Annotated in this window: 18 protein-coding genes; 10 read left to right on the plus strand and 8 right to left on the minus strand. The window is 60.4% G+C overall.

The features are described from left to right. Window positions 1–2: 2 nt before the first annotated feature. The gene (locus tag JFU11_RS21890) at window positions 3–800 is read right to left on the minus strand and encodes a hydroxymethylpyrimidine/phosphomethylpyrimidine kinase (RefSeq protein WP_019581334.1); all 798 of its coding nucleotides are present in this window, start codon (window positions 798–800) and stop codon (window positions 3–5) included. A gap of 426 nt (window positions 801–1,226) precedes the next feature. On the opposite strand from JFU11_RS21890, the gene JFU11_RS21895 reads away from it, so the two are divergent. The 4 genes from JFU11_RS21895 (at window position 1,227) to JFU11_RS21910 (ending at window position 7,662) form a co-directional block, all read left to right on the plus strand. Next, window positions 1,227–3,602, plus strand: a complete 2,376-nt coding sequence (locus JFU11_RS21895) for a hybrid sensor histidine kinase/response regulator (RefSeq protein WP_201062079.1) — start codon at window positions 1,227–1,229, stop codon at window positions 3,600–3,602. A 74-nt stretch (window positions 3,603–3,676) separates the two neighbouring features. After that, window positions 3,677–5,326: an acyl-CoA dehydrogenase family protein gene (locus tag JFU11_RS21900; RefSeq protein ID WP_123720517.1), complete on the plus strand. Its 1,650-nt coding sequence runs from the start codon at window positions 3,677–3,679 to the stop codon at window positions 5,324–5,326. A gap of 129 nt (window positions 5,327–5,455) precedes the next feature. Beyond that, on the plus strand, window positions 5,456–6,955 hold the full coding sequence (gene amn, locus JFU11_RS21905; RefSeq protein WP_161794734.1) for an AMP nucleosidase: 1,500 nt from the start codon (window positions 5,456–5,458) through the stop codon (window positions 6,953–6,955). Between the two features lie 71 nt (window positions 6,956–7,026). Further along, a complete protein-coding gene (locus JFU11_RS21910; protein WP_123720516.1) occupies window positions 7,027–7,662 on the plus strand; it encodes a pseudouridine synthase in 636 nt (211 codons plus the stop codon). Here JFU11_RS21910 and JFU11_RS21915 read toward each other — a convergent pair. Next, the gene (locus JFU11_RS21915; RefSeq protein ID WP_052967423.1) at window positions 7,657–7,866 is read right to left on the minus strand and encodes a DUF2788 domain-containing protein; all 210 of its coding nucleotides are present in this window, start codon (window positions 7,864–7,866) and stop codon (window positions 7,657–7,659) included. The two genes, JFU11_RS21910 and JFU11_RS21915, sit on opposite strands and share 6 nt — an antisense overlap. Window positions 7,867–8,091: 225 nt before the next feature. Beyond that, entirely contained in the window at window positions 8,092–8,571 is a 480-nt protein-coding gene (locus JFU11_RS21920) for an Lrp/AsnC family transcriptional regulator (RefSeq protein ID WP_007894448.1), read from the minus strand. Window positions 8,572–9,008: 437 nt separating this feature from the next. Between JFU11_RS21920 and JFU11_RS21925 the strand changes: the two genes are divergently transcribed. Continuing rightward, window positions 9,009–10,052, plus strand: coding sequence for a DUF6515 family protein (locus JFU11_RS21925; RefSeq protein WP_201062080.1), 1,044 nt, complete (start codon window positions 9,009–9,011; stop codon window positions 10,050–10,052). Here the strand turns inward: JFU11_RS21925 and JFU11_RS21930 are convergent. Together JFU11_RS21930 and JFU11_RS21935 are read right to left on the minus strand one after the other, a co-directional pair. Then, window positions 10,046–10,942 (minus strand): cation diffusion facilitator family transporter, encoded by an 897-nt coding sequence (locus tag JFU11_RS21930; protein WP_123720514.1) that lies wholly within the window; start codon window positions 10,940–10,942, stop codon window positions 10,046–10,048. The genes JFU11_RS21925 and JFU11_RS21930 overlap by 7 nt on opposite strands. A gap of 41 nt (window positions 10,943–10,983) precedes the next feature. Further along, on the minus strand, window positions 10,984–11,403 hold the full coding sequence (locus JFU11_RS21935; RefSeq protein ID WP_123720513.1) for a polyribonucleotide nucleotidyltransferase: 420 nt from the start codon (window positions 11,401–11,403) through the stop codon (window positions 10,984–10,986). A gap of 361 nt (window positions 11,404–11,764) precedes the next feature. Here JFU11_RS21935 and hrpB point away from each other — a divergent pair, with 361 nt between their 5' ends. Next, window positions 11,765–14,284: an ATP-dependent helicase HrpB gene (gene hrpB / locus JFU11_RS21940; RefSeq protein ID WP_201062081.1), complete on the plus strand. Its 2,520-nt coding sequence runs from the start codon at window positions 11,765–11,767 to the stop codon at window positions 14,282–14,284. 98 nt (window positions 14,285–14,382) lie between these two features. Here hrpB and JFU11_RS21945 read toward each other — a convergent pair whose 3' ends face one another. Further along, window positions 14,383–15,465, minus strand: a complete 1,083-nt coding sequence (locus JFU11_RS21945) for an endonuclease/exonuclease/phosphatase family protein (RefSeq protein WP_201062082.1) — start codon at window positions 15,463–15,465, stop codon at window positions 14,383–14,385. Window positions 15,466–15,539: 74 nt separating this feature from the next. Further along, entirely contained in the window at window positions 15,540–16,214 is a 675-nt protein-coding gene (locus JFU11_RS21950) for a YciC family protein (RefSeq protein WP_201062083.1), read from the minus strand. Between the two features lie 177 nt (window positions 16,215–16,391). Between JFU11_RS21950 and JFU11_RS21955 the strand changes: the two genes are divergently transcribed. The 3 genes from JFU11_RS21955 to JFU11_RS21965 all read left to right on the plus strand — a co-directional run bounded on the left by JFU11_RS21955 (window position 16,392) and on the right by JFU11_RS21965 (window position 18,525). Continuing rightward, complete coding sequence (locus tag JFU11_RS21955; protein WP_201062084.1) at window positions 16,392–17,144, plus strand: DUF2076 domain-containing protein; 753 nt, start codon at window positions 16,392–16,394, stop codon at window positions 17,142–17,144. A gap of 267 nt (window positions 17,145–17,411) precedes the next feature. After that, on the plus strand, window positions 17,412–17,891 hold the full coding sequence (locus tag JFU11_RS21960) for an NYN domain-containing protein (protein ID WP_030129509.1): 480 nt from the start codon (window positions 17,412–17,414) through the stop codon (window positions 17,889–17,891). A gap of 22 nt (window positions 17,892–17,913) precedes the next feature. Beyond that, window positions 17,914–18,525, plus strand: coding sequence for a 3'-5' exonuclease (locus JFU11_RS21965; RefSeq protein ID WP_007895390.1), 612 nt, complete (start codon window positions 17,914–17,916; stop codon window positions 18,523–18,525). A gap of 211 nt (window positions 18,526–18,736) precedes the next feature. Here the strand turns inward: JFU11_RS21965 and JFU11_RS21970 are convergent, their stop codons facing one another. Continuing rightward, window positions 18,737–19,192, minus strand: a complete 456-nt coding sequence (locus JFU11_RS21970; RefSeq protein ID WP_201062085.1) for an Lrp/AsnC family transcriptional regulator — start codon at window positions 19,190–19,192, stop codon at window positions 18,737–18,739. Between the two features lie 163 nt (window positions 19,193–19,355). Here JFU11_RS21970 and yedA point away from each other — a divergent pair, with 163 nt between their 5' ends. Next, a complete protein-coding gene (gene yedA, locus JFU11_RS21975; RefSeq protein ID WP_201062086.1) occupies window positions 19,356–20,282 on the plus strand; it encodes a drug/metabolite exporter YedA in 927 nt (308 codons plus the stop codon). Window position 20,283: the final 1 nt, after the last annotated feature.

Genomic DNA, 20,283 nt, shown 5'->3' on the forward strand with positions numbered 1-20,283 from the left:
AGTTACGAACAGAAGTCCAGTGGCAAGCGGCGCGGCACGAACTGGCCTTTGCCCAGCTGCTCCGCATCACGCAAGGTGCGCCAAGTGTAGTCAAGCGCGCTCTGTACGGCACTGGCGAGGTGTTCACCCTGGGCCAGGCGACCGGCGAGGGCGCTGGCCAGCGTGCAACCGGAACCGTGATAGCTGCCGGGCAAGCGCTGGCAGGTAAAGGTTTCGCGGCGACCGTCGCGGCTGTACAGGCGATTGTGTATCTCGTGTTCGTCGCCATGACCGCCGGTGATCAGCAGGTGTTTGACGAACGGCAGGAGTTTTTCAGCGCACTCGTCTGCGGTGCCTTCGGGCAGTTCGGCGAGGATGCGGGCTTCGGGAAGGTTGGGGGTGGCAATGATCGACAGCGGCAACAGGCGTTCGCGCATGGCGTAGCCGACTTCGTCCTTGCCCAGTCGTCCGCCGCCGCCAGCACGCAGCACCGGGTCGCAGACCACCGGCAAATGCGGGTGCGCTGAAAGCAGTTCGACCACGGTGTCGACCATTTCCAGGGAACCGAGCATGCCCAGTTTGACGGCGGCGACTTCTGAGTCGTTGAGCACGGCGTTGGCCTGGGCCAACACCCACTCGCGATCGAGAACGCGGAAGTCAGTGACGTTGACGGTGTCTTGCACGGTCAGGGCGGTGACGGCCGGAGCCGCATGACAACCCTGAGCGAGCAGGGCTTCGATATCTGCCTGCAAGCCGGCGCCACCACTAGGGTCGTGGCCGGAGAGACAGAGGACAACGGGGCGAGAGCTGTAGATATTCATGGTGCGCGAGCTTACCACCAAACATGTTTTTTCGGGTGTTGTGGCAGCCATCGCGGCCGATACATTGTGGTTGGGGGCTTGCCCCCGTTTGGCTGCGAAGCGGTCGTAAACCGGCCGATGCGGTGTTCCAGGCAGAAGGCAAAGGGGGCGCTTCGCACCCCAACGGGGGCAAGCCCCCTCGCCACAAGGAATCGCTATGCACTGAGGCATTGTCACAACCTGACCAAGCCAACAGCTCTAACTCAATGTATAGAGCTGGAACGCTTGTTCTAGAGCCTTTGTAGGAAAAATTTCAATGGTGTTCAATGGCCATCAACGGCTATGCTAGAGTGGATCCAAACCAATAACAGGTATACCGGTTTTACGTCTACTCAAAAGGAATGGGGGGCTTCCTGACAGAACCGGACAGGCCACGCTGGGGCTTAAATGCGCTATTTGCTGATGTTGCTGTTGTGCTTGCCCCTCCTGGCGAGCGCCGTCGAATTCGACGAGTTCACCCAGAGCCTTCCCCTGGGCCGAACGATGCAGGTTTATGAAGACGCGGGCGGTCAGGCGACCATCGCCGATGTCCGTGCGCAAGCGGCGGCCGGGCAGTTCAAACCCCACGATAAAGCTACGCTCAACGCCGGTTATTCGCGTTCGGTGTTCTGGCTGAAAATCGACCTGCAGTACCGCCCGACCAACCCGTCGGCACAACAGACCTGGTTGCTGGAGTTGGCCTATCCGCCCCTCGATCACCTTGATCTCTACTTGCCCGATGCTGTCGGTGACTATCAATTGGTCCGACAGACTGGCGATGCATTGCCGTTTGCCACTCGCGAGATCCGTCAGAACAACTATCTGTTCGATCTGAACTTCGCGCCTGGGCAGGCGCAAACCGTGTACCTGCGCCTGCAAAGCGAAGGGTCGGTTCAGGCGCCCGTCACCTTGTGGTCGAGCACCGCTTACCTCGAACAGCAGCCGGTCCGGCTCTATGTGCTAGGGCTGATTTACGGTGTGTTGCTGGGGATGCTGGTCTACAACCTGTTCATCTATCTCAGCGTGCGCGACACCAGCTACCTCTATTACATCGTTTATATCGCCTCGTTCGGCTTGTATCAGCTGTCGGTGAATGGCGCGGCCGTGGAGTATTTCTGGCCGAACAATCCGTGGTGGGCCAACGCCGCGACGCCGTTCTTCATTGGCTGTTCAGGATTGTTCGGCAGCCAGTTCGCCCGCAGCTTCTTGCAGACGGCCACCCACAGTCGCTGGCTCGACCGCTTGCTGCTGGCGTTGATTGCGTTCAGTGCGCTGGTGGTCGGGTTGTCATTGATGACCAGTTACGCCCTGGCCCTGCGTCTGGCGACGCTGCTGGCGTTGGTCTTCACCGTGGTGATTTTCGCCGCCGGGATTTTCGCCTGGTGGCGTGGCCTGCGGGTCGCACGGTATTTCATCATTGCCTGGTCGGCGTTCCTGCTCGGTGGCATCGTCAACACCCTGATGGTGTTGGGTTACTTGCCCAACGTATTCCTGACCATGTACGCCAGCCAGATCGGCTCGGCGATCGAAGTGGCGCTGCTGTCCCTGGCCTTGGCCGATCGCATCAACGCCATGCGCGAGCAACAGGCGCAGACGCTGTTCGATGCCGGCCAGAAGCTCGAAGTGCTGAACCAGCAACTAGCCCACAGTAACAAGCTCAAGGACGAATTCCTCGCCACCCTGACCCACGAACTGCGCACACCCATGAACGGTGTGATTGGTTCATTGGAGCTGATGCAGACCGTCGAGATGAACCCTGAGCTGGAGCAATATCAGCAAACGGCTGCCGGTTCGGCGCGGGACATGATGCGCATGGTCAATGGCATCCTCACACTGACCGAATTACAGGCCGGCAAGCTCAAGGTCTACCCGGACACATTCAGTTTGCGCGGTGTGGTCGAGGCCTTGCGCCTGCAGTTCGATGGCAATGCATCGAGCAAGTCGCTGGACTTCAAGGTCGAGGTTGCACCGGGGCTGCCGGATCGCTTGCACGGCGACAGCGGCAAGCTGACGCAATGTCTGGAATGCCTGCTGGATAACGCGATCAAATTCACCCGGATCGGAGGATTGGCGCTGCGGGTGACGGGCAAACCGGTGGCGCCCGATCGGCTGGCACTGTCCTTTGCAGTGATCGACACCGGCATTGGTTTTACCGATTTGGACGAGGCAACGCTGTATCAACGCTTCTTCCAGCTCGACGGCTCGATGACCCGTGAATACGGTGGTTTGGGCGTTGGCCTGGCCATTTGTCGGCAACTGGTCGAATTGCTCGGCGGGCGCCTGAGCCACCGCTCGGAACCGGGACGCGGCAGTCGCTTCCAGCTGGACGTCGAATTCGAGCTGCCGATGGAATCTGCGCCTTCGATTATCCGGCAAACCTCCCACCTGCGTTTGCCCCAGGACTGCACGGTGTTGCTGGTCGACGACAACAGCATCAATCAATTGGTGATGCGTGGCATGTTGCTCAAGCTTGGGTTCCGCGTGCGCACCGCCGACAGTGGCATCGCTGCGCTTGATCACTTGCAGCGTGAAACCGTTGATGCGGTGCTGCTCGATTGTCAGCTGCCGCCACTGGATGGCGCCTCGATCTGCAGCCGGATCCGCGCCTTGCCGGGTTGCGCCGAATTACCCGTGTTCATGATTGCCCTGAGTGCGGACCGGGCCTATTGCCCGAGCGACACCTTGGTCGACTATCTGAGCAAACCGGTGAAATTCGCGGATCTGCAGGCGGCGCTTTATCGGCGGGTGCTCTGTCCGGGGCAAGGCGAAAGCGCCGACAGTTAGGCAGATATGCCACTTTGTTCAACCTCGGGGCGGTGCTTAACTGAAGTCCCTTGGCTGACCAAAGGAGCCCCGTCATGAACCTGCATCAGTTCGCCGAAACCCACGAAGTCACCAACCAGCCTCCATCGCTGGACGGCACCAACCTCTATCGCATCGACCTGCCTTTGCAGGAGTGGTCGCGGCGTTTCGATGCCGGTTGGGCCGAGTCGCGGATCGACGCTTACGGCGCATTGGCCGGCGGGCCGCTGATGGACGCGGGGTTTGCGGCCAATCAGAACAAACCGGTGTTCGTCAGCCATGACCGCTACGGCCATCGCGTCGACCTGGTGGAATTTCACCCGGCCTACCACGAGTTGATGCGTACGGCGGTGGAGCATGGCCTGACTGGCTTGCCCTGGACCGACCCACAACCGGGCGCCCACGTTGCCCGCGCGTCCATGACCTATTTGCACAGTCAGGCTGAAGCCGGCAGCGGTTGCCCGCTGACCATGACCTTCGCCAGCGTCCCGGCGATGCGCCTGCAACCGGATCTGGCCGAACAATGGTTGCCGAAAATCCTCGCCACCGAATACGACCCACGCAATGTCGGCATGGCCCACAAGGTCGGGGTCACCATCGGCATGGCCATGACCGAGAAACAGGGCGGCACCGATGTGCGGGCCAACACCACCAAGGCGTATCCGGTCGGCGCCAGTGGTCCCGGTCAGGCGTATGAACTGGTGGGTCACAAGTGGTTCTGCTCGGCGCCGATGTGCGACGCCTTTCTGACCTTGGCCCAGACCGACAAAGGCTTGACCTGTTTCCTGCTGCCGCGTCATCGCCCGGACGACACACGCAATCAGTTCTACATCCAGCGGCTGAAGAACAAACTCGGCAACTGGTCCAATGCCTCCAGCGAGGTGGAATTCCGTGGGGCCCTGGCCTGGATGGTCGGCGAAGAGGGGCGGGGTGTTCCGACCATCATCGAAATGGTCGCTATGACCCGCTTCGATTGCATGGTCGGCTCCAGCGCGCTGATGCGCCAGGCGTTGACCCAGGCCAGCCATCACTGCGCCCACCGCAAGGTTGGTGGCAAGTTGCTGAGCGAGCAACCCTTGATGCAAAACGTACTGGCCGACCTGGCCCTGGAAAGCGAAGCGGCGTTGGCCTTGAGTTTGCGCATGGGGCGGGCGCTGGATCATCTGGATGACGAGCACGAAGCGAAATTCGCCCGACTGGTGACAGCGGTGGGCAAGTACTGGATCTGCAAGCGCGCGCCCGCGATGATCAATGAGGCTGCCGAATGCATGGGCGGCGCCGGTTATGTCGAAGAAAGCATCCTGCCGCGTTTGTATCGTGAGGCACCGGTCAATTCGACGTGGGAAGGTTCCGGCAACGTGCAATGCCTCGACGTATTGCGCGCATTGTCGAAAGAGCCGGGCGTGCTTGATGTGCTGTTCAGCGAGTTGGGCGACGGTCATGGCGACAAACGCCTGGCCGCGCACATCAGCCAATTGCAGGCCGCGTTCAAGGACACCGCTGATATTCAATACCGCGCCCGCCAGCTTACCGAAGACATCGCCTTGGGGCTTCAGGCCAAGCTGTTGCTGGAGGCGGGGAATGCGGCGGTCAGTGATGCCTTCATTGCCAGTCGCCTCGGTTCGGCCGGTCGGGTGTATGGAACGTTGCCGCGCGGGCTGGATGTGGAAGCGATTGTGGCCCGGTCGACCCCGCAAGGTTTCTGACAACAATTTGATCAACATCACTGAAACCTGTGGGAGCGGGCTTGCCCGCTCCCACAGGGTTTATCTGTGTCTCAGAATTGATGTGCAGCCAACACGCCACTGTTCCCGTGAAGCGACGATGCAGGCAAGATGAAGGTCTGCAAGTCAGAACACAGGAAGCTGATCGTGACCGAAGCGTTTATTGTCGTTCAAACCGCCGAGCAAGCCGTGGATCGGCTTGCTGCCTTGCACGAGCGTGCAACCACCGCGCTGAATCAGGCGCTCAAGCGTTATCTCAAGGATCGTGTCGAGCCGGACGCAGAGCAGCGTGCTCTGTTTCGTTATCCCGAGTTGCGTCTGACCTACCTTTGCCAGGGCGAAGTCCCACAGACCACTCGCGCCTATGCCAAGGTTCAACTGCCGGGAACCTACAGCGTTACCGTCACCCATCCCCGCGCTTTCCGCAAATACCTGCTGGAACAACTTGTCCCGTTGATGCACGACTTCACCGTGACCGTGGAAGTCGGCGTCAGTCAGCAGAACATTCCGTATCCGTATGTGGTTGAGCAGGGCGATGAACTGGCCGGCTCCGGTGTCACGGCGGCGGTGCTGGCGCGAGTGTTCCCGAGTACGGATTTGTCGGCCGCGACCGATGGCATTGCCGATGGCTTGTACGATTGGGAAAACACCGACCCGCTGCCGCTGGCCCTGTTCGACGCCGCGCGGGTGGATTTCTCCCTGCGCCGACTGGTGCATTACACCGGCAGCGACTGGCGCCATGTGCAGCCGTGGATTCTGCTGACCAACTACCACCGCTACGTCGACCAGTTCATTGTTCATGGCCTGGAGCAACTGCGCAACGATCCGCGTTTTGTGCGCATGGTGCTGCCGGGCAACGTGATCATCGAAAAGGGCATGGACCATGGCGAAGCGTCGGCGATTGCCGCGGGCGTGGTCTGGCATCGTTACCAGATGCCGGCCTATCACCTGATCGCCAGCGACGGCCATGGCGTGACTCTTGTGAACATCGGCGTCGGCCCGTCCAACGCCAAGAACATCACCGACCACCTGGCGGTACTGCGTCCGCATTGCTGGCTGATGATTGGTCACTGTGGCGGCTTGCGCCAGTCGCAGACCATTGGCGACTACGTGCTGGCCCACGCCTACATGCGCCGCGACGGGATTCTTGACCGGGTTGTGCCGCCGAACATTCCGATTCCGGCCTTGGCCGAAGTGCAGATGGCGTTGCAGCAAGCGGCGGCCAACATCACCGGTGAGAAGGGCGACGAGCTGAAGAAGCGCCTGCGTACCGGCACCGTGTTGACCTACGACGACCGTAACTGGGAACTGCGCTGGGCACAGGAGCGTCCGCTGATCAACCTGTCCCGCGCCGTGGCGGTGGACATGGAAAGCGGCACCATCGCCGCGCAGGGTTACCGCTTGCGGGTGCCATACGGCACGTTGCTCTGCGTATCGGATAAACCGTTGCATAGCGAAATCAAACTGCCGGGTTCGGCCAACGCCTTCTATGAACGCGCGGTCAGCCAGCACTTGAAGATCGGCATTGAAGCGGTGGATCTGTTGCGCACCGAGCTCAACTCGCTGCACTCGCGCAAACTGCGCAGCTTCGACGAGCCGCCGTTCCGCTGATTGTTCTCATGGTCATTTGATGGTTGGGGCACTAGCATTAGCAGCCCTGACCGTTAGATGTTCCTTTTCCCATGTCTCGTCCACAACGTCCCGTCTCTCGCCGCCCTGGCGCGAACAACCCGCAATCAGCCCCGCGCCGTGTCGCCAAAGCGCCGCCGGCCGAGCCGAAGCTGATTCTGTTCAACAAACCTTTCGATGTGCTGACGCAATTCAGCGACGGCGAAGGGCGGGCGACGCTCAAGGATTTCATCGAGATTCCGGGGATTTACCCGGCAGGGCGGCTGGACCGCGATAGCGAAGGCTTGCTGTTGCTGACCAATGACGGTCAGCTTCAGGCGCGAATTGCCGACCCGAAACACAAATTGGCCAAGACTTACTGGGTACAAGTGGAAGGTGAGCCAACCGCTGAGCAGTTGCAGCGCTTGCGCGATGGCGTCGAGCTGAACGACGGCATGACGTTGCCGGCCGAAGCGCGACAGCTGGATGAGCCTGAGCTGTGGCCACGTAACCCGCCAGTGCGCTTTCGTAAAAGCGTGCCGACCAGTTGGCTGGAACTGGTGATTCGCGAAGGCCGCAACCGTCAGGTACGGCGCATGACCGCGGCGGTCGGCTTGCCGACGTTGCGCCTGGTGCGGGTCAGGATCGGTGACTGGTCGATCGAAGGGCTCGATCAGGGCCAGTGGAAGGAAGTGCCAGCGCGCTTATAGAGTGCCGGATTCGATCATGCCGATCACCACGCCTTTGATCACGAATGCGGCCACACCCAGCCCCAGTACGAAGAACAGAATGAACGAGCCGAAGCGCCCGGCCTTGGATTTTTTCGCCAGATCCCAGACGATGAAACCCATGAAAATGATCAGAATGCTGACCAGTCCAGTCATCATCCACTCTTCGAGTACTGCAGGATCCATTGAACATCTCCAGCGTGGGTGGGGCTAAAAGGCGCTGGAGTATACGCCATGGGGGATTGGCGGAGCATTGACCTGCGGCAGTGTGCCGCAGCTATTCGTCGCCCAGAGCACTCTTGTAGGAGCTGTCGAGTGAAACGAGGCTGCGATCTTTTGATCTTGTTTTTAAAAAGCAAAATCAAAAGATCGCAGCCTCGTTTCACTCGACAGCTCCTACAGAAACGGGTCTCAGCTGCGCAAATGAGTCAGCGGCAACTCGGTGCTGTTGAGCACCTGATTCAACACAAAACTCGATCGCACACTCGTCACCCCTTCAATCCGGGTCAGATGCCCTAGCAGCAGTTTCTGATAGTGATCCATGTCCGGCACCACTACCTTGAGCTGATAATCCGCATCCATCCCCGTCACCAGGCTGCATTCCAGCACCTGCGGCAAGGTGCGAATGGCGGCTTCGAAGTTCTCGAAACGCTCGGGAGTATGGCGGTCCATGCCGATCAGCACATAGGCTGTCAGGCTCAGGCCAAGCATCTTGCGGTCCAGCAAGGCGACCTGGCGGGTGATGTAACCGTCGTCTTCCAGTTGCTTGACCCGCCGCGAGCAAGGCGAAGGCGACAGGCCGATGCGTTCGGCCAACTCCTGATTGGAGATGCGTGCGTCGCGCTGTAATTCCGCCAAAATGCTCAAGTCGTATCGGTCGAGTTTGCTCATCAATCTGGCCTTTGTCATAACTATTGCGGAGGATTATCTATCCTGAGTTAAAAATTGCGCAAGTGATGTTTATTTGAGCAATCTTCGCAATCCTCTGTCGTCGCTCCGGGCCTATTCTTATCACCAGAATCACTGCTCGGACAAACAGTCCAGTGCGGCTCGCCCAATCAGGCCAGCTGCGGTCGCCACCCCCACCGGGGATGTGTCGGCCCCCGAGCTACACACTGTCCAGAAGACGGCGTGAGGTGAGCCGACGTCATAAGCGTCGAGCACGGACGAAGTTCTCAAAGGGAGGCCGACGGGTCTCCCTTTTTTATTGCCCGGAATTTGGCAGCGAACCCTCAATAAATAAATTGTGTGACTGATAACCTGTTGCAGAACCGGCCTGTGCTTTTCCCAGTCTTATGTACAGGCCCTAACCCGCAGTGAGGAAAAGCATGAAGTCGCGCATCTGGCGTTTGACCGGTGTTGGTTTGCTGTGTGTGAGTGTCACTGCGCAATCGCTGGCCGATGAGCCGCAATATCGTGGTCCCGATAGCGGGGAGCGTGGGGCGGATCATCAGGGCAAAGGTCAGGGTCATGACGGTAACAATCAGCCTCGCCAGCAGAGCAACGAAATCATTCGTGGCGATAACAGCCGCAAGTTCGAGCTCCACGACCAGAATCAGGGCGGCGAGCGTCAGAACCGTCCCTCGCACGATCCCAATACTCAGGGTGGCCAGTGGCAGAACCGTGTACAGCACGACTCCAGTGTTCAGGAGCGAGCGCCGCAACAACCCGGTAACAATCTGCCGATCCAGGGCCGGCCCGACACCGTGCGCCAGACCCAGGAGCCCCGGCGTGGCTACTATCAGGACGAACCGCGGCGCAACAATGACAACCGGAATTGGCAGACTGGCGGTCAGGGCTCGCGTCATGATGACCGTCGCTGGCCCGGTCGCCCGGATGGGCACGGCAATGGCTGGGGCCCCGGCCCGCAGTATCGTCCGGGGTACGTGATCGATCGCTTCCCGGAGCGCAACTACCGCGTGCCGTATCGTGGCCAGGATTATTTCTATTCCGGCGGTTACTGGTATCGCCCGCAAGGCCCGCGTTATGTGGTGGTTCAACCGCCTCGCGGGATTCGTGTCCGCTACTTGCCCGATTACGCCCGTGAAGTGTGGATCGGCGGGGCACTGTTGTTCCTGGCGGCCGGCGCGTATTACGCCTACCAGGCGAGCACGCAGGAGTACGTCGTGGTCGAACCACCCGTGCAGCCGCAACCGGTGAGCAGTGGTTATGACGTGGTGGCGTATCCGGCCAACGGCCAGTCGCCAGAGGAGGTCAGTCGGGACGGTTACGAGTGTTATCGCTGGGCTGTGGAGCAGAGCGGTTTCGATCCGCGCGCCGTCACCTATCAACCGGATCCGTCGGTGGTGCAAGCCTACCGACAGGCACAGGGCAACTGCCTGAGCAGTCGCGGTTATCAGGTGAGTTACTGAGCCCTGGCGGCGTTCACCACTTCCTGCGGGTCGGCGTGCACCAGCACTTCGGCTCGCGGGTAGGCGGCGTGAATCGCATCGGCGGCTTGATCGCTGATGCCGTGGGCGACTGACAGGGTCAATTCCCCCGGCAATTCCAGATGCAACTGTACGAACCAATGGTTGCCGGAGATCCGTGTGCGCAGATCGTGGGCGCCCAGAACCCCCGGCACGCTGCAGGCCAGTTCAAGCATATGGCGGCTGACATCCGGTGGCAGTTCTTCATCCATCAGCACTGCAAAACTTTCCCGGGCGATGTGAATGGCGCTCCAGAGGATGTAAGCGGCGATCCCCAGGCCGAACCAAGGGTCGACTTGAGGCCAGCCAAAGCCGGCCAGCACCAGGGCCACCAGGATGCTTCCGTTGAGCAGCAGGTCCGAGCGGTAATGCAAAGAGTCGGCGCGCACGGCGTTGGAGCCGGTTGCCTTGATCACCCGATGCTGCAATATCAGCAGGGCGATGGTCAGCACGAGGGAAAACACAATGACCCCGATGCTGAGCCACGGCGCACCCACCGGCTCTGGATGTTTCAACCGTTCGATCGCCTGCAAGGTAATCAACACCGCGCTGCCGCCGATGAACAGTGCCTGAGCCATGCCGGCTAATGATTCAGCTTTGCCATGCCCATAACGATGATCGTCGTCGGCCGGGCGCAAGGCATAGTGCACGGCCAACAGGTTGAGCAGCGAAGTGATGCCGTCGAGGGCCGAGTCGGTCAGCCCGGCGAGCATGCTCACCGAACCACTCAGCCACCAGGCGATGGCTTTGGCGACGATCAATATGCACGCCACCGCCACCGAGGCGCGCGTCGCCAACCGCAGCAGGCGGGCGTGTTCGGTACTGGTGGTCATAGGTGCGGCGTTTCCTTTAAGTGTCCCTTCGAACGCATGAATTATGCGGCCGGTTGCAGGCCGAACATGGCCAGTTGCTGGGTGCTGCCCTTGTGCTGGATCAGGCGTGGATCGTCCAGCGGGAAGCTGCGGCCCAACTCAGCTTCGAGAATAGTCTGCAACTTATGGTTATCGACCTTGCCGTCGGCACCGATGGCTTCCTTGAGTTTTTCCGGAGCCACCTGGGCGGTCCGGCCAGGCTCGAAGTAAATGGCGCCCGTAGCGAAGTCCACCGCAAAGGCGATCAGGCCGGGGATGATGTAAAACAGCAGACCCACGGCATCCAGCGCGGCGATGGCCGGGTCGATCTTGCCGTCGATCTGGCCGCGACGATCCGGGTAGAAAATCGAGCCGCAGGCCGTTACCTGGGTCAGCAAGGTCGCGACCAATACACCGCCGATCAAGCGAAAGGGAGCACGCATGTGAAATCTCCTGAGTCATCTGGAAACGAAGGGGCGTCTGTATGAATTAGGACCGCGACAAACACCGAGCAGTTCGCCGTTATACTCGCCGCGGCAGGACGTGCCCACAGTAAATTGCGGCCGCGTCTCACCCCCACCGGGATAGTTGAGTATTGAAGTTGTTTTTTCCAGATCGACCACGCGTGACGGCTAATAAATTTTATAGGGGTTCGGCCCTCCGGGCTGAAGCTGTGGACGCGCCATGCTGCGTTGCGGGACTTGGTAAGGAAACGACCCTTACCGGCGTCCCGCGCCTTGCCTGGCACGCCCACAGCTTCAACGCGACTCGCAATTTACTGTGGGCACGCCCTGGGGAGCCAGCATGATTTCTTTGCCGATTGATGAAGTTTTACCTGCCCTGCGTGAAGCCCTCGCTACACGCCACGAAGCCGTGCTCGAAGCACCGCCCGGCGCCGGTAAAACTACCCGCGTGCCCTTGGCCTTGCTCAATGAGCCGTGGCTGGCCGGGCAGACCATTCTGATGCTCGAACCGCGCCGGTTGGCCGCGCGGGCGGCGGCGGAGCGGTTGGCCAGTGAACTGGGCGAGAAGGTTGGTGAAACCGTTGGCTACCGGATTCGTCTCGACAGCAAAGTCGGCCCCAACACCCGCATCGAAGTGGTCACCGAAGGCATCCTCACCCGGCGCTTGCAGGATGACCCGGCGCTGGAAGGCGTGGGCTTGCTGATTTTCGATGAGTTCCACGAACGCAGTCTCGACGCCGACCTGGCGTTGGCCCTGAGCCTCAATGGTCGGGAGCTGTTTCGTGACGATCAGCCACTGAAAATTCTGTTGATGTCGGCAACCCTGGAAGGCGAACGCCTGGCCGGATTGCTGGACGATGCGCCGATTCTGCGCAGCGAAGGTCGCATGTACCCGGTGGCGATGCGCTGGGGTCGACCGTTTCAACCCGGTGAATTCATCGAGCCAAGGGTGGTGCAGACCATCCTCGACGCGCTGAACGATGAGACCGGTAGCCTGCTGGTGTTCCTGCCGGGGCAGGCGGAAATCCGTCGGGTGCATCAGCAACTCGCCGATGCACTGGGCGAGAGCACACAGGTTTTGCTCTGCCCGTTGCATGGTGAATTGGACCTCGCCGCCCAACGCGCCGCGATCGATCCGGCGCCCGCCGGCAAACGCAAAGTGGTGCTGGCCACCAACATCGCCGAGACCAGCCTGACCATCAACGGTGTGCGCGTGGTGATCGATGCCGGGCTGGCGCGAGTGCCGCGTTTCGACCCCGGCAGCGGTATGACTCGCCTGGATACTCAGCGCATTTCCAAAGCGAGTGCCACGCAGCGCGCGGGCCGGGCAGGGCGGTTGGAGCCCGGGGTGTGTTATCGGTTGTGGTCGCAGGATCAGCACGAGCAACTGGCGGCTTACGCCAGTGCGGAAATTCTCTCGGCGGATCTGGCCGGGCTGGCCTTGCAACTGGGGCGTTGGGGCGTGACGCCGAGTCAATTGGTGTGGCTCGATGTTCCTCCGGCAGCGGCTTATGCACAGGCTCAGGATCTGCTTGAACGTTTGGGCGCGCTGGAGGGGGACGCCCTGACTCGGCACGGTCAGGCTATGGCCGAACTGCCGGCGCATCCACGGATCGCTCATTTGCTGTTACGTGGTCAGGCGCTCGGCCTGTCGAACATGGCCTGCGATGTCGCGGCACTGCTCGGTGAACGGGATATTTTGCGTGGCGCTGGCGCGGATCTGCACAGCCGATTGGTGCTGTTGTCCGGCGAAGAACGGGTCGCACGCGGCGCTCAGGGTGGTGTTCAACGGGCCCGGCAACTGGCGCGGCAGTATCGCGGTTACCTGCGGGGCAAAGCGTCGGAACCGGTCGGCGATCCGGATCATCCGCGCTGGCTCGGCGCGTTGCTGGCGTTGGCTTATCCCGACCGAGTCGCCCAACAACGGCGGGCCGGTGGCGCTGAATATCGATTGGCCAACGGTCGTGCGGCGCTGTTTGCTGAAGCGGACAGCTTGATGAAGCAACCGTGGCTGGTGATTGCCGATCTCGGCAGTCGTCAGGGCCAGCGTGAAGAACGGATTTATCTGGCGACGGATTTCGATCCGGTGCTGTTTGATTCGGTGCTGGCCGAGCAGGTGCGTTGCGTCGATCAACTGGATTGGGATGAGCGCGAAGGCGTGCTGCGGGCCGAGCGTCAGCGCAAGGTTGGCGAGTTGATCATCAGTCGCGAACCGCTGACCGGGCTCGACGAAAGCGCCCGCAGTCAGGCGCTGGTGAACCTGGTGCGACGCAAAGGTCTGGAGCTGTTGCCGTGGACTCCGGAACTGCGTCAGTGGCAGGCACGAGTTGCGTTATTGCGGCAGTTGGACCTTGGCAGCAAGGGTGAGAGTGAGTGGCCGGATGTCAGCGACACCGCTCTGCTCAAAAGTCTCGAACACTGGTTGATGCCCTATCTGGGCAAAGTCTCGCGGCTCAGTCATTTCGCCAATCTGGACCTGTCGAGCATCGTTCACAACCTGCTGCCCTGGCCGCTGCCGCAACGGCTCGAGGAGCTGGCGCCACATCATTTGAGCGTGCCGTCGGGCTCATCGATTCGTCTGGATTACAGCGAACAGCCGCCGATTCTGGCGGTGCGTTTGCAGGAGCTGTTCGGCCTGGCCGAGACGCCGCGCATTGCCGGTGGCCGGCAAGTGGTGAAACTGCATCTGCTGTCTCCGGCGCGTCGGCCGGTGCAGGTGACTCAGGACCTGGCGAACTTCTGGCGCAGTACGTATGCCGAGGTGAAGAAGGATTTGAAGGGGCGTTATCCGAAGCACTACTGGCCGGATGATCCGCTGGTGGCCGAGGCGACGGCGCGGATCAAGCCTCGTAAAAGCTGAAGATCAAAAGATCGCAGCCTTCGGCAGCTCCTACATTGGAATGCGATCCCTTGTAGGAGCTGCCGAAGGCTGCGATCTTTTTCACTAACGCCGCAAATCTAAGGCGCTGCCGGCAACAGAAACCGTGCAATCACTGGTAAGTGATCGGAAATCCGTAACGTATCGTCCTGTCTCACCCGCGCTTCGACCCGTTTGATGTGCGGGCTGTAAAACAGGTAATCGACGGTCCGGTCCGGGCCGTTCAAGCCCGGGTCATTCGGGTAATGGGTCAGCCATTGCGCCCGGTCGATACCGCTGGCTTCGTTGTTGGTGGGGATCATCGGGTATTTGTCCCACAGCACATGCAGCGCGCTGTCGGCGGAGTAGGGCGTGCGTTGTTCAGCGGACAGGCGTCGATACTGGCCCAGCGGCAACAGGTTGAAGTCACCACCGATCAGCCACGGCGTGCCGCGGCTTTCATATTTGTCGAGGACCTTGGCCACGGCTGTCACCTGGCTTTGCAAGGTTTCGTCGAGCGCGGTGGTGGCACGGTCCAGATGGGTGTTGAACACGGCCATTTGGCCGCCGTTGCTTAATGGCAGGTGAGTGACCAGCAAGGCGTTTTTCGGCTTGAACAGACGGCTGATGAAATGGGTCGGTGCGACCGGTAATTGCAGGCGTTCGGCGTGTTCGATCTGGTAGCGGCTCAGGGTTGCCAATTGCCGGCCAACACTGCCGTAGATGTGCGGTTCAGGTACGAAGTCGGCTTTCCAGTCGAAGGCCTGCGTGCTGCACGGATACAGGTCGGTGACTCGATCCTGAAGCAATTTGAACTGGTTCTGGTAGTCACTGGCCTTGGCACCGTCATCGAGCTCCTGCAACAGCACGATGTCCGGTTGCTCGTCGCGAATCACCCGCGCCACTTCGTCGAGGCTGAAGGCCATGTCTTCAGGTGTAGGGCTCTCGTCGTTCCCGGCGGCCAGGTCGTTCCAGAACACGTAGCGCTTGCCTGCCAGATACTGGACGTTCCAGGTCATCACCTTCAGCGCCTGGCCGGGCACCAGCGTCGGCGCCTGGGCGTTGCAACTGACCGGCAGCACTTCCTTGGCCTGGGGGCGCCAGGTCAGGCTGTAGATCAGCAATGCAATCAGGCCAATGGCAATCAGCAGGCCCAGCAGGGTGTAGCGCAGTAGACGGGTCATGGCTCGGCTTATAGCGTTACAAAATTGACCCCGAGCATAACCGAGAGCAGCGCCCAAGCCCAAGGGTAGAGCGCTTAGAGCGCTCCGTCAGCTTTCTCGGGTGCATCGGCGATCAGCATGAACAAACGGAACACCACCACGCTGGTGAACAGTTGCAGAAAGCTGTGGGCGCTGTCGATCAGCAGTGAGATCACCGGGTTCTGCGGATCAGGGTAAACCGCCAGCGTCGCCCCCTTGAGTACCCACAGCGGGCCCATCACGCACAGAATGCACACCAGAATGCGCAGGAAGTTTCCGCGGGTCAGGCGCAGGCTTTCCTTCATCGCCGCCAGCGGTGCCAAGCCGCGCAGCACCAGCAGGTACTCGCCGAACGCCAGCGTCACCATCAACCAGATGCCCGGCAGGAAATACAGCGACAGGCCGATCAGGATCAGCAGCGTATTGAGGGCGGTCAGCAGGGCGAAGCGCGGCCACAGGGTCGCGGAGGTCGCCAGCAAGTCGCGGGTGCGCGGCGATTCGCCCCGGCTGCGGGCATCGAGAAACAGGATCAGTGCGGCGGTGTACAGCGGATACACCAGCAGGCCGACCAATACACTGATGCCGGGGAAACTGTCCGGCTCGGTGGAGTGGTCGACCACTTGTTGCAGCAGCGCCTCGACAATCACCAGCGGCAGGCACAGCTGCACGATCTGGCGCAGATTGCGCTTGAAGAAATACAGAGAGTCACGCAGTACGTCGAACGGATTCATCAGTCGGTATCGCAGGTTGAAAGCAGTGCCTCACTTTAACCGATGAAACCCTTTGGGGCGCAAACGTAAACGTTCGGTAAAGGTCATTGAAACATCCTGTATCAGCCCCATTACTGGTGAGCACCTTATCCACCGTGGATGAGGGCGACGATTTTCCCGGCAATCTATGAGGTCGCCATGAACAGCGAAGAACAAACCCTGATCGATGGACTGTTTTCCCGGCTGCAACAGGCCGAAACGGATTCAGCCCCGCGCGACGCCCAGGCCGAAGCGCGGATCAAGGAACACCTGACTCGCCAGCCAGCGGCGGGCTATTTCATGACCCAGGCGATTCTGGTGCAAGAGGCAGCCATCAAGAGCCTCGACGAACAGAACAAGCAACTCACCCGACAAGTCCAGCAATTGCAAGCTGAACTGCAATCGGCCAAGGCGCAGACGGCCGCTCCAGCGGCGACCGGCGGTGGCTTTTTGTCGAGCATCTTCGGTGGTGGCTCCCGTGATCCGCAGCCTGCACCGACTCAAAGCGCAGCCCCGTCGAATACTGGCGGCTGGCGTGAACCGGCGCGGCCATCGTTCAATGCCCAGCCGCCACAGCAGAATTTCGGTGCCGCACCGCAGCCAAATTACGCACCACAACAGGCGGCCGGCAGCGGTTTCCTCAGCGGTGCATTGAAAACGGCAGCGGGCGTGGCCGGTGGCGTGATGCTCGCGCAGGGCATCAGCAGCCTGTTCCAGCACAATCAGCAGCCGGAAGTGGTTGAAGTCATCAAGGAAGAACCGGCTCAGGTCAACGATCAGAGCGGTGACAATGGCTCGGGCGAAGATCAGCGCGTGGCTGACAACTCCTATGATCAGGGCGGTTTTACCGACGCCGACTACAGCGATGACAGCTCATCGTTCTTCGGTGGCGACGACGACTCCTTCGTCTGATGATATCTGTGGCGAGGGGGCTTGCCCCCGTTCGGCTGCGAAGCAGTCGTAAAACCGGCACGCTCGGTTTGTCTGATACACCGAGGTGGCGTCTGTTTTTAGGGGCCGCTTCGCAGCCCAACGGGGGCAAGCCCCCTCGCCACAGCAAGCACCCTCGCCACATGGCCGATTATTCGCGGAACAATCCTTCGGGCTGGCATACTGGGCAACTTTTCGGGCCTGGTGCCTGATCCTGCCCGCGCTTCGGCACGCTAATGAGGATGTACGGTGAAAAAAATCGCAGTGTTCGCCGATGTCCAGAACCTCTATTACACCGTGCGTCAGGCTTATGGTTGCCACTTCAACTACGCCGCGCTGTGGGCTGACGTCAGTAAAGAAGGGCAGATCGTCGAGGCCTATGCCTATGCGATCGATCGTGGCGACAGCAAGCAGCAGCAGTTTCAGCAGATCCTGCGCAATCTCGGTTTCATCGTGAAGCTCAAGCCCTACATCCAGCGCAGCGACGGTTCTGCCAAAGGTGACTGGGACGTGGGCATCACCCTCGACATCATGGACGCCGCCGACCATGTCGACGAAGTGGTGCTGGCCTCCGGCGACGGTGATTTCGACATGCTGCTGGAGCGCATCATCAGTAAGCACGGTGTGCAAGCGGTGGCCTATGGCGTACCCGGTCTCACCGCCAATTCGCTGATCCGCGCCGCCAGTCGTTATGTGCCGATCGAAGGCGCGTTGCTGCTCAAGAATTGATTTTTACGGAGTTGAAACAGGTTTGGAACGCATAGCAGTCATCGACTTTGAAACCACCGGACTCTCCCCGAGCAGCAGCTGCCGGGCCACGGAAATTGCCGTGGTGATTCTTGAACAGGGGCGCATTGTCGAGCGTTACCAAAGCCTGATGAACGCTGGCGTGCGGGTGCCGGCCTTTATTGAGCAACTCACCGGCATCAGCAACGCCATGCTGCGCACCGCGCCCTCGGCCGAGCAGGTGATGAACGAGGTCAATGAATTCGTCGGCATCACACCGCTGCTGGCGCACAACGCTGCGTTCGACCAGAAGTTCTGGGACTACGAGCTCGGGCGAATCAAACGCACACGCTTGCAGAACTTTGCCTGCTCGCTGTTACTCGCCCGCCGCCTGATGCCCGCCGCGCCGGACCACAAACTCGGCACCCTCACCACTTTCGCCAGCCTGCCCAATACCGGCAAGGCTCACCGGGCCATGGCCGATGCCGAAATGGCGGCCAACCTGACGGCGCATTTGGCCGAAGAGTTGCGGCGCAAGCATGGGCTGCGGGAGTTGTCCCATGACCTGCTCGTCAGTTTGCAGAAAGTGCCGGCGGCGAAGATCAATGAGCATTTGAAGCGGTATCGTGGGTTCTGAGTACGCCGCAGATTGAGTGTGGGAGCGGGCTTGCTCGCGAAAGCGGTGTGTCAGTCGACATTAATGTTGAATGATAAATCGTGGGTTTTAAGACCAACCACAAATCCTGTGGGAGCGGGCTTGCCCGCGATGAGGCCATCACATTCAACATCTTTGTTGACTGACAGTCCGCTATCGCGGGCAAGCCCGCTCCCACAGGGGCCGTGCAACATCACGATTTGCCATTCCCTTCCAACTGCCCCAGCGGCACACGCTTCTCGATGGCGCTGGACAGCACGATCGAGGTCTTGCTGAATCCGAACGTGGCAATCCGGTTGATCAACTCCTCCAGCTCCGGCATCGAGCCCACCGCCGCTTGCATGATCACGCACGGGTCGCCGGTGACGCGATGGCATTCGGTGAGTTGTGGGATTTTGATCAGTTCGTCGTAGGTTTTCTGGTTGCCGTGCTGATTCAGGCGCAGTTCGATGACGCACTGGATCGGCAGACCGAGTTTGGCCATGTCGACTTTCGCCTGGTAGCCGGTGATCACCCCGCAGCCCTCAAGTTTGGCCACGCGCTCGGCCACCGCCGGAGCGGACAGGTTCACCTTGCGCGCCAACTCGGCGTAGGACGCACGACCGTTTTCCAACAGGGCGCTGAGGAGCATGCGGTCGTATTTGTCCATCATGGCATTCCTGAAAAAAGGCTGACTTTCGAAAGCATGGTTTATAGCGCTGAACTCCGTGTTTTGAAAAGTGTACCGGTGCGATAAACAGGTTTTGTAACTTATTTTCTGCCGTTGGCCTTTCTAGAATAGCTGCTCTCTTTGTCTTGTTCTCGAGCTGCCCATGCCTGGCATACGCCGTTTTTCCTTACCGCTGATCGCTGCTTTTTTCGCGCTGTACGTGATTTGGGGATCGACCTACCTGGTGATTCGAATCGGCGTGCAGTACTGGCCGCCGTTGTTGCTCGCCGGTATCCGCTTCGTGATCGCCGGTACATTGATGTACGCGTTCCTGCGCTGGCGCGGGGCGCCGGCACCGACGTGGGCGCAGTGGAAAGCGGCGGGGATTATCGGGATTTTGCTGCTCACGTGCGGTAACGGTGCAGTGAGCGTGGCTGAACACACCGGTGTCGCCTCCGGCGTTGCCGCGTTGGCGGTGGCGACGGTGCCACTGTTCACTTTGTTGTGTGGATATTTCTGGGGCGCGCGTAATACCCGTCTCGAATGGGCCGGGATTGTGCTCGGGCTGATCGGTATCGCCATGCTCAACCTCGGTTCCAATTTGCAATCGAGCCCGTTGGGCGCGGCATTGCTGGTGTTCGCGGCAGCGTCATGGGCTTTCGGTTCGGTGTGGAGCAAACACTTGCCGTTACCGCAGGGTGCGATGGCCAGCGCGGTGGAAATGCTGGTGGGCGGCGTGGTGTTGTTGATCGGCAGCGCGGTGAGCGGTGAGCATCTTGAGGCCATGCCGCCGATCGAAGGCTGGGCGGCGCTGGCGTACCTGACCATCTTCGGTTCGATCATCGCCTTCAACGCCTACATGTACCTGTTGAAACATGTGCGTCCGGCGGCGGCCACCAGTTATGCCTACGTCAACCCGGCGGTGGCGGTGTTGCTGGGTATCGTATTTGTTGGCGAGACCATTGGTATTGAAGAAGCGCTGGCCATGACAGTGATCATCAGTGCCGTGGTGTTGATCGGGTTGCCGCAGTGGCGCCGAGGTGCCGATCGGCCTGCGGTAGTTGTGCCGACAGAATCCCGAGCGAATTAGG

The sequence above is a fragment of the Pseudomonas sp. TH37 genome, assembly GCF_016650735.1.
GTDB lineage: Bacteria > Pseudomonadota > Gammaproteobacteria > Pseudomonadales > Pseudomonadaceae > Aquipseudomonas > Aquipseudomonas farris.

Excerpts from the sequence above, each read along its gene's own strand:
- JFU11_RS21955 (WP_201062084.1), top strand. The coding sequence starts at position 16,392 with ATGAACAGCGAAGAACAAACCCTGATCGATGGACTGTTTTCCCGGCTG.
- JFU11_RS21890 (WP_019581334.1), bottom strand. The coding sequence starts at position 800 with ATGAATATCTACAGCTCTCGCCCCGTTGTCCTCTGTCTCTCCGGCCAC.
- yedA (WP_201062086.1), top strand. The coding sequence starts at position 19,356 with ATGCCTGGCATACGCCGTTTTTCCTTACCGCTGATCGCTGCTTTTTTC.
- JFU11_RS21895 (WP_201062079.1), top strand. The coding sequence starts at position 1,227 with ATGCGCTATTTGCTGATGTTGCTGTTGTGCTTGCCCCTCCTGGCGAGC.
- JFU11_RS21945 (WP_201062082.1), bottom strand. The coding sequence starts at position 15,465 with ATGACCCGTCTACTGCGCTACACCCTGCTGGGCCTGCTGATTGCCATT.
- JFU11_RS21910 (WP_123720516.1), top strand. The coding sequence starts at position 7,027 with ATGTCTCGTCCACAACGTCCCGTCTCTCGCCGCCCTGGCGCGAACAAC.
- JFU11_RS21970 (WP_201062085.1), bottom strand. The coding sequence starts at position 19,192 with ATGGACAAATACGACCGCATGCTCCTCAGCGCCCTGTTGGAAAACGGT.
- JFU11_RS21930 (WP_123720514.1), bottom strand. The coding sequence starts at position 10,942 with ATGACCACCAGTACCGAACACGCCCGCCTGCTGCGGTTGGCGACGCGC.
- JFU11_RS21900 (WP_123720517.1), top strand. The coding sequence starts at position 3,677 with ATGAACCTGCATCAGTTCGCCGAAACCCACGAAGTCACCAACCAGCCT.
- JFU11_RS21925 (WP_201062080.1), top strand. The coding sequence starts at position 9,009 with ATGAAGTCGCGCATCTGGCGTTTGACCGGTGTTGGTTTGCTGTGTGTG.
- JFU11_RS21920 (WP_007894448.1), bottom strand. The coding sequence starts at position 8,571 with ATGAGCAAACTCGACCGATACGACTTGAGCATTTTGGCGGAATTACAG.
- hrpB (WP_201062081.1), top strand. The coding sequence starts at position 11,765 with ATGATTTCTTTGCCGATTGATGAAGTTTTACCTGCCCTGCGTGAAGCC.
- JFU11_RS21915 (WP_052967423.1), bottom strand. The coding sequence starts at position 7,866 with ATGGATCCTGCAGTACTCGAAGAGTGGATGATGACTGGACTGGTCAGC.
- amn (WP_161794734.1), top strand. The coding sequence starts at position 5,456 with ATGAAGGTCTGCAAGTCAGAACACAGGAAGCTGATCGTGACCGAAGCG.
- JFU11_RS21935 (WP_123720513.1), bottom strand. The coding sequence starts at position 11,403 with ATGCGTGCTCCCTTTCGCTTGATCGGCGGTGTATTGGTCGCGACCTTG.
- JFU11_RS21950 (WP_201062083.1), bottom strand. The coding sequence starts at position 16,214 with ATGAATCCGTTCGACGTACTGCGTGACTCTCTGTATTTCTTCAAGCGC.